Annotated in this window: 5 protein-coding genes; 2 read left to right on the forward strand and 3 right to left on the reverse strand. The window is 64.5% G+C overall.

Features of this window, described 5'->3' with window-relative positions; translation table 11 throughout:
* Positions 1-130: 130 nt before the first annotated feature.
* Positions 131-643 (reverse strand): hypothetical protein, encoded by a 513-nt coding sequence (locus F6W70_RS17670; RefSeq protein ID WP_151487483.1) that lies wholly within the window; start codon positions 641-643, stop codon positions 131-133.
* Positions 644-1164: 521 nt separating this feature from the next.
* Here F6W70_RS17670 and F6W70_RS17675 point away from each other — a divergent pair.
* A complete protein-coding gene (locus F6W70_RS17675; protein WP_151487484.1) occupies positions 1165-1557 on the forward strand; it encodes a hypothetical protein in 393 nt (130 codons plus the stop codon).
* A gap of 20 nt (positions 1558-1577) precedes the next feature.
* On the opposite strand, the gene F6W70_RS17680 is transcribed toward F6W70_RS17675, so the two are convergent.
* Both F6W70_RS17680 and F6W70_RS17685 read right to left on the reverse strand, forming a co-directional pair.
* Positions 1578-4097 (reverse strand): helix-turn-helix transcriptional regulator, encoded by a 2520-nt coding sequence (locus F6W70_RS17680; protein WP_170287957.1) that lies wholly within the window; start codon positions 4095-4097, stop codon positions 1578-1580.
* Between the two features lie 631 nt (positions 4098-4728).
* Positions 4729-6045 (reverse strand): RICIN domain-containing protein, encoded by a 1317-nt coding sequence (locus tag F6W70_RS17685; RefSeq protein WP_151487486.1) that lies wholly within the window; start codon positions 6043-6045, stop codon positions 4729-4731.
* A 416-nt stretch (positions 6046-6461) separates the two neighbouring features.
* Between F6W70_RS17685 and F6W70_RS17690 the strand changes: the two genes are divergently transcribed.
* Positions 6462-7922: CLIPPER-2 domain-containing protein (locus tag F6W70_RS17690; protein ID WP_170287958.1), on the forward strand; the 1461-nt coding region annotated here is incomplete at its 3' end.

Genomic DNA, 7922 nt, shown 5'->3' on the forward strand with positions numbered 1-7922 from the left:
GGCGGACGTCAAGTCTAAGTGGACTTCCTACTCTTATGTAGGGATCTGCCATTTCGCGCGGAATCCTGCTGACGAAACTGCTGCCAATTAGCGTGGAATCCCCGAGTTCTCCGCCACCTTGACCGGGAACCTACATCAACTGAGTGTAGGTCCCAGCTTCGGAGCGGTCGTGTTTGTCGCGAGCTTCCTCGTCGGAGCCGGAGTCGGAGCCGGAGCCGGAGCCGGAGCTCAAGAGGTCGGTTGGAGTACTGAAGTCGCCGGGTAGCTGTAACCGGACTCGACGGGCAGACCGTGCCGGCTTCGAGAGCAGGCCGAAGTGGAATAGCCCAGCGCGGATCAACATCACAGAGCGCAGTGAAACACCGGTCAGGTCTGCAATCTGAGCAGAAGAGAGCGCGGAGACGCCAGACCTGTTTGCTCCCCTTGCTTCAACCGTGAGCACGGTCTGCAGGGTGTCGGCGGTGACGCCGTGTCGGTCGAGCACGGCGATGCAGCCGGGGCGGCGGGCGAGCACGTCAGCGACTTCGAGCCACTCGGAATGCAAGGTGTGTGCGGGGCGTGACGCGCCTGAACGAGGTGTTCGGAGCGAAGCTGTCGTGGCTGAGGCTGGATGGATAGGTGTCTTCTTCAGCCGCGTATCCATGTTTCCCTCACATTCGGTGACATCACACACGCCGATTCGGCAGTAGGGAGGTGGCGCTTTCTGGCCGGGCGTCTTCCCCGGGACCGGGGAGGCAGCAGGGAAGACGCCCGCTGCAGCAGGACGGGAGTCCGCTGCCGGAGGGGTTTTCTGCGCGAAGACGCGGAGATCCCCTCGCACGAGAGAATCCCATGTCCAGTTCGGGGCGTGTAGAGGGCGACCGAGAATTCAGTACGCCAGCGAGATCGACTTACGTAGCGACATGCCCGGCCCGTGGCGGAGGAGCGCAGGAACCTGATCGCGATACCACGAGCCCCGGCGCACGAAGGTGCCGCGGGAGCGGCCAAGTCCCACACGCGCTCCCGCTCCTGATCCACCGCATCCTGCTGCGGTTTCTCAGCTCGTCTGCTGAAACGGTACTGCTCCGAGTTGCGCGCATACGTAGATCTCGCGTTCTGGGTGCGAGTATCCCGCTCGATCGGGAAGGGTCCGGCGTGGGGCTACTCGTCACCCATGAAGGAGGCATGATGCGGTACGACAATCCAGATGCCTTGACCTTTGCAAGCCACGATCAGATGTCCGTCGCGCGGAAAGGCGACCGATTGATCCGAGGCAAACACCCTGTCACCCAGCCGGTGAACGCATTCCTCGACGCCATGCGGATCGACTGGGCCGATCACTCTGTCACGGAGCGCGCCGACTACGTTCGCCGGGAGCTCGCCATCTTGCGGGATCCACTGGGTTTGCTCGATGAGGATGATCACGTCACCTTCGCCGAGCTCACTCTTGGCGAGCTCTATCACGCTCGAATCGTCCTCACACGGCTTCTTCCGTTCATGGTCGAAGCCGCCTCTGCGGTGAGCGCGGGCGGGCCTGCGCCCGACGAGGAGCGCAGTGATGCGGATCAGCCGCCGTAGGCATCCTCGGTCCCCGTGACTCAGGACAGTACTTCAATGTGCTGCGCGAGCGCCTTTCGGTTTGAGACATCGAGCTTGCGCATGATGCGATGCATGTGGCTCTCCACCGTGCGCACACTGAGCACCAGGCGGGTGGCGATCTCTTGGTTCGAGAGGCCCATTGCAGCAAAGCGCCCGACCTCGCGTTCTCTCTCCGTGAGGCTGACTGCTGCAGCTCCGAATCTGGCCGTGTCGAAGGCGCGGTCTCCATGGGCGGCGCGAATGGCCTGTGCGGCGATGTCCGCCGCTCGGCGCGTGGCCTCGTCGCCGCGCTCCAGCGCCCCGGTGCGTGCGAGCTGGCACGCGGAGAGAGCGAGCCCGGTGAGTCCTGTCTGCTCGAGCCCTTCAACGCAGGCGAGCATCGCGACCGGATCGCCCGCGACGAGCGCCGAGACGTAGTCGCCGTGAGCGGAGAGCAGCCGAGCATCCGGGAGTTCGCTGAGTGCATCACGCGCGATGTCGAGGCGCTCCCGATCGGGATCGAGCTCGAGGGAGGACAGCATCGCGAGTGTGGCGGCGAATCGTGCGCCACGTTCCCAGAGCGACCGGGACGACGCCCACATGTCGTCTGCGGCCGCCTGCACTTTCCCATCGAATGCCAGTAGCTGCGCGCGGGGCCAGACGCGGGTCTGCCCGGGTAGGGGGCCGTCGAGGATGGACGAGCCATTGATCTCCCCGGCGATTCTCTCGCCGAGGCTCAGCTGTCCGCGCCGGATCGCCACGACAGAGGCGATGGTCAGAAGGGAAAGCTGCACACCAGGAGGCAGAGGCGAGGGCTCGCCGGCCGCGAACACGGTTTCCATGATCTCGTCTACCGCGGCGTAGTCACCAGCGAGGAGCTGTGCGAGGATCACTGCGGCGCCGAACGCCCGGAGTGCATCGATATCGAGGTACCCGTGGGCCTCGTCGAACCCCTGCTGGAGGGTCTCCAGCGCGGCTTGGTGTGAACCCATGCCCAGGAGCGCGAGACCGTTGAGAACCCGGATCATGTATGCGTCTCGGCGGCGCTCCAGTGCCTCTGTCGCGGCGAACACTCGGCGCGCGTCGCTGAATCTCCCGGAGGAGACGAGCACGAGCATCTGCGTCTCCCACAGCTGCAGCTTCACGTCGTCGGGCAGGTCATCGGCGACCTCGAGCCGTGCCCCGAAATCATCCGGGATGCGGGTGAGGTTGGTCTGGAGGCGGACGTCGACCGCATCCAGTGCTCGGGCATGGGCGCCCAACGAGGCCGCGGCCTCTCGCAGACTCTCTTGGGCGCCAGCCAGATCCTGGTCGACGTAGGCCATCCATTCCGCCCTCAGACTCTCAAGATCGGCGCGGCTGGCAGGGTCTCCGTTGCTCGCATCCGTCGTCTGGAGAACGTGGCGGACTGTCTCGGTGACGGTCGGGGTATGGGTGTGCATCAAGGCGCGCAGGTAGCGCACCGCGCTACTCGCCGAAGGGTCAGCCTCCCATTCGGAGGCGGTGACGATCCGCCGCGCCCTGGCGCGTTCCTGGAGCAGTCGGACGAACAGGGCCTCCTGCTCCCCATACGACGGTTGCCGATTCTCTCGTTCGGCGAGAATCGCCGAGGCGGATCCTGCCGTGCCGAGACGCTCGACGATCAGAGCGGTGAGTCGGGTGCGACGCGCGGTCAACGGCTCATGACGGAAGAACTCCACGATAAGCGGCGGGACGACGGTCACGAGCTGTCGCGCGCCGCTGGGGATGAACGTGATCATTCGGCGCTCTTCGAGCAGCTCCAGCGTGCCCCAGTCGATCAGCTTGCGTACGGTCTCGATGTCGGCGACTCCGACGATCGCGATGATCTCAATCGCGTCTCGAGCGGAATCATCCAGATTCTCGAGATGTGCCTCGAGAACGGCGCGGAGGCCGGAGCTCCACAGGTCGCGAGTGGCGACCCATTCGCTTCCGCCGCGAAGGGTGATCCTCTGCTCACGGATGCAGGCATCGACAAGACTCAAAGCCAGTCCGATGTTCCCACCGGACTTCGCGAAGATGCGACTCATGGTCGTAGCTTCGATGGCGCCCTTCAGGTAGTGCTCCAGCGCCTTCTCCATCTCCTCGAAGCGCAGCGGAGACATGTCGATCACGTACGACGGTTCGAGCGTCGATGCGGCGAGGCCCGTCGGGGTGTGGCGCGCGCGCAACCCCTGGAGGCGGGAGAGGACGATGGGGATGCCGCTGGATCGGCGTACGGCTTCGGCGACTCCCCAGGAGGATTCGTCCAGGTCGTCCCAGTCATCCAGGAAAAGCACGGAACGAGGCAGGCGCACAGAGTGTCGCAGCGCCTCCGCCGTCTCGTGCAGTCCGCTGGTCGAGCGCTGCGACCCATTGGCGGGAATGCCGGCGAGGTGAAGCGCTGCGAGCGGATGCTGCCGCAGTGAAGCGACTCCCCGCACCTGGATTACGGTCCACTCGCCCTCCTCCAGTCGGGCACGGAGTGCTTTGAGGAATGCGCTCCGACCACTGCCGCGTCCTCCGACCACGTCCACACTCACGCCTGCATGCACTAGATCCACTGCAGCTGCCAGGCTCTGCTCTCGACCGACGACCATGCGACCCCGCTTCCTCACGCGGACACTCCTTACCGAAAACTAGACCTGATACGCGCGCGGCGGAAGTACGGGTTTCACTCCGGCTCGACCGGGCAGCCGTCAGCGACACGCGCGGATCAGGATGAGATGACACCGGTGCTACCGAGTCGGATTCTGTTTCCATGCGAGTGGCGACCGTCGATGAGCGGTCACGCACGGGGGGAGCTGGCCCACGGACACATTTCAGTACGCGCGGGCTCGGTCGCGCCGCGCACCCCGACCGTGCGCGTTGGAGTGCGACGTTTTGCGTAGCCATCCGACGGCCTAGGTGCGCTTTTCTTGCTCACTCGGTACTGGGGCTCGACCACGCGAGAGAGAACTTCCGAAAGACGTTTCTCGAGTGACTACGGTCTCCTCGTCGTCGCCTACGCAACCTGCAGACGTGGCTACGGCACTGTTGCCGTGGGGTCTGGTGACGGTCGAGACGGGTGCGTACGCTGGACACGCCCAACGCGGTTGGATCGCCGAGGTGATGTGACACGGGCGGTCTTCCGCGGACATCCCTGACGGTTCCCCGCCCGTGTCATGCTCTTCCTCACACGAAACCCGCCCCGCACGTCGTTGCTCCGGGTGCGACGACGATCGTCATCCCCCGGTAGAGAACGTTTCCGGCGGAGTCGATGATGCGGGCATCCAGGGTTCCGAGGGCGCCGAAAGTGGACGCGGGAAACGTGGAGCTGTTGACGCCCCAGGACTGCTCTCTGTAGGCATCGGTCCAGTCGCCGTCGCCGAGCCTGTACTGGATCGTGTAATAGCGGTTGGTTGATGGTGCCTTGTAGTCGATCGTCATCTGGCTACCGTTCACAGAACAGCCCAACGGCTCGCGACTGAATGTGAACTGCTGGGAGGTTGTTCCGTTGCACGCGCGCAGCTGGTTCTGGGAGTTGGAGCCGGCCTGGAGGCAGAGTCCGCTGTCGCTGTGGACGAGCTGGTACGTGGTCGGCGTGATCCGCTCGACTCGCCAGTCGGTCACCGATGTGCTCGTCGAAGCCTGGACCGTCAGTCCATTGCTCTGGCCGACATACTGCTCCGCAGCGGTCTTCGGACGCAGGGCGGACTTGCCATCCTGTGTGGGGAGGATCTCGAACCGCTGGTTCGACGCACTTCCGCAGGTCCACACGCCGATAGTGTTGCCGACGTTCGTCCCGCGATTGAAGCTGTCGAGGCACTGCGTGGGGTCGGACACCGGCTTGATGACGTACCAATTGTTGATGCCGCTCGTGGAGTAGCCGGTGGCGAGGGGATAGAAGAACTCGGTCCCCACGGTTGCGGTCGCAGGTGCGGAAGGAGCCTTCCAACCCTCGACGATCAACGTGGCGGAGGCGTCCGCTGTGAACGTCTGGGTTCCGGAGGGCGCGGCTACGAGGTCGGGATCGGCAACCCAGGAGCGGACGCAGACAGCGGTGGAGGCACCCTTGGCCAAGGTCCCCAGATCGATGGGAGGAAATGTCGCCCAGGTCCCCTGCGATGCCGTCTCCGGCATCGCATCCTGGCACGCCTCGACCGAATCCGCCTGCCACACGAACGCGTGGGTCTGTTCCGCCAGGGGTCCTGTGGCGGTGATGCGAAGCGTCGGCATGCCGGGCGCGTCGCCGGTGTTCGTGATGGTGAATCCGCCACGCTGATCGGTCGTGTTGTGGAGGAATGTCGTCCCGAGCGTCTCGAAGCCTGAATGGCTGAGCGAGACGGCAGGGGTCGTCGCCGTCGAGGATGCGGTGGCGTGAGCCGTCCATGCCGCCACGGCCGGCGCACCGCCGAATGCGACGATGAAAGCGACGACCGCGGCCACGACTGCGGTGATCTTCGTGCCGCGGCCGATGCGGACGGCGTGGGTCGAGAGGGGGGCGCTCACGGGCGGGTGCTCCTTCTGTCGTGAAATCTATGAGGCGTTCGAAGAAGGGACGCGCGAGGAGCTTGTTCATAACGGTCTTCCGGAAAAGACCGAAGTGACGATCCGAAGAACTGCGCTCGGGTGCCCGACCAGCACCAGGTCGCGCAGCCAGCGCGCGGCTACCTATCGAGTGGCCAGCGACACCTAATCCTTGACAGAACATGCTGAAAGGAGAAGAGTTCGCGATACCGAACATCGCTCCGTCCTTACGCTTTGAATCGACTGCGCCCTGTCCGTCGAAGCCTCACCTCCCGATGAGGCTCCGGTCGCGTCGCGGTTGAACAGTCTGCTTTTGGCAACAGCCAGCTCAATCAACGAAAGGCGCTCGGATGACGAGACACACTTCCCGGCAGAGGGCGCGACGCTTCGGCGCCGCATTGGTCGTCAGCTCTCTGGCCCTCTTCGGACTCAGCGCAGCATTGGTTCCCTCGGCTGCCAACGCGGCAGGCGGAACCCTGCTGCTCAACGAGACCTTCACGGGTGCAGATGTGCCCGACTCGCGCGCCATCGGACTCAACGACGCATGCCTGACGGGTGCTGCGCTCGGTTCCACTCCGCCTGCAGGGGCCTCGAACCTGAGCGACTGCGAGGGGCATACAGACGGCGGTCCTCCCCCTGGCGTCGTACCCGGGTGGCTGCAGCTGACAGATTCGGCGTTCAACCGCACTGGTGGCATGGTCTTCAACCGCGCACTGCCATCGAGCGCGGGCCTGCAGGTTGAGTTCGATCAGGCTCAGTACGGTGGATCCAGCGCGGACGGCATCGGGTTTTTCCTCACCGACGGCTCCCGAGAACTCACCCAGACCGGCGCAATCGGTGGATCGCTCGGCTACGGCCAAGGAGAGAACGGAACGATTCCAGGCGTCAGCGGTGGCTATATCGGGGTCGGTCTGGACTCGTTCGGCAACTTCATCGGCGACTTCGGTGGCCTGGGTAACGGGTGTGCCGTGCCATCGCCCTTCACGACCCGTGTCCCCAACACGGTGACTCTTCGCGGCCCCGGGGATGGAGCTGAGGGTTACTGCTTCCTGACCACGACTGCCACCGCGCCGACCGGGCCCTCGACGCTTCCGGGTTCACTGCGAGTCGGATCCCCCGTCAACGCGGATGCTGCTGTCCGCAACGTGCGCGTCACGGTCAGCCCCGGTGATTTCCCGCTGGTCACCGTGGAGATCGACTTCACTGGCACGAAGGCGAATTATCAGACGGTGTTGTCCTATGTGATGACCGACCAGGCGCCGGCCACTTACAAGTTCGGCTTCTCCGGCTCGACTGGCCAGCTGCGCGACGTGCACGTGGTTCGTAACGTGGTTGTCTACAGTGTGGATTCGCTGGGGGAGATCTCTCTCATCAAGCAGGTCGACAACACCACGCCTCAGCCTGAGGCCTATGGCGTCGGAGACACCGTCCCGTATCAGTTCGTGGTGACGAACACCGGAGACGAAGCGATCACTGACGTTGAGGTCACAGACCCGCTCATCTCCGACATCATCTGCCCCGAGACCACTCTCGGCGCGGCCGGAGGGCCGGATGCGTCGATGGTCTGCAGCGGGTCACTGGTCGTGACCGGTCTGCAGGCGCAGAACGACACTCTCCTGAATACCGCAACCGTCACTGCCCTGGACTCGACAGGATCGGCGCTCACCGACAGCTCTGAGGTCACTGTCCCGCTGGTTGCCCCTGCCCCTGGCCTGAGCATCGACAAGGTCGCGTCGTTGAATGACACGAACAGCAACGGTCTGGCGGATGCGGGGGAGACGATCGATTATTCGTTCGTCGTTCTCAACACCGGGAATGTGACGCTCACGGGTGTGTCTGTCGATGACCCGAAGGCGGGG

The sequence above is a fragment of the Microbacterium maritypicum genome (assembly GCF_008868125.1).
GTDB classification, from domain to species: Bacteria; Actinomycetota; Actinomycetes; order Actinomycetales; family Microbacteriaceae; genus Microbacterium; species Microbacterium maritypicum.

Bases quoted from the DNA above. Each gene is read 5' to 3' on its own strand.
- F6W70_RS17670 (WP_151487483.1), bottom strand. From the start codon at position 643: ATGGATACGCGGCTGAAGAAGACACCTATCCATCCAGCCTCAGCCACG.
- F6W70_RS17675 (WP_151487484.1), top strand. From the start codon at position 1,165: ATGATGCGGTACGACAATCCAGATGCCTTGACCTTTGCAAGCCACGAT.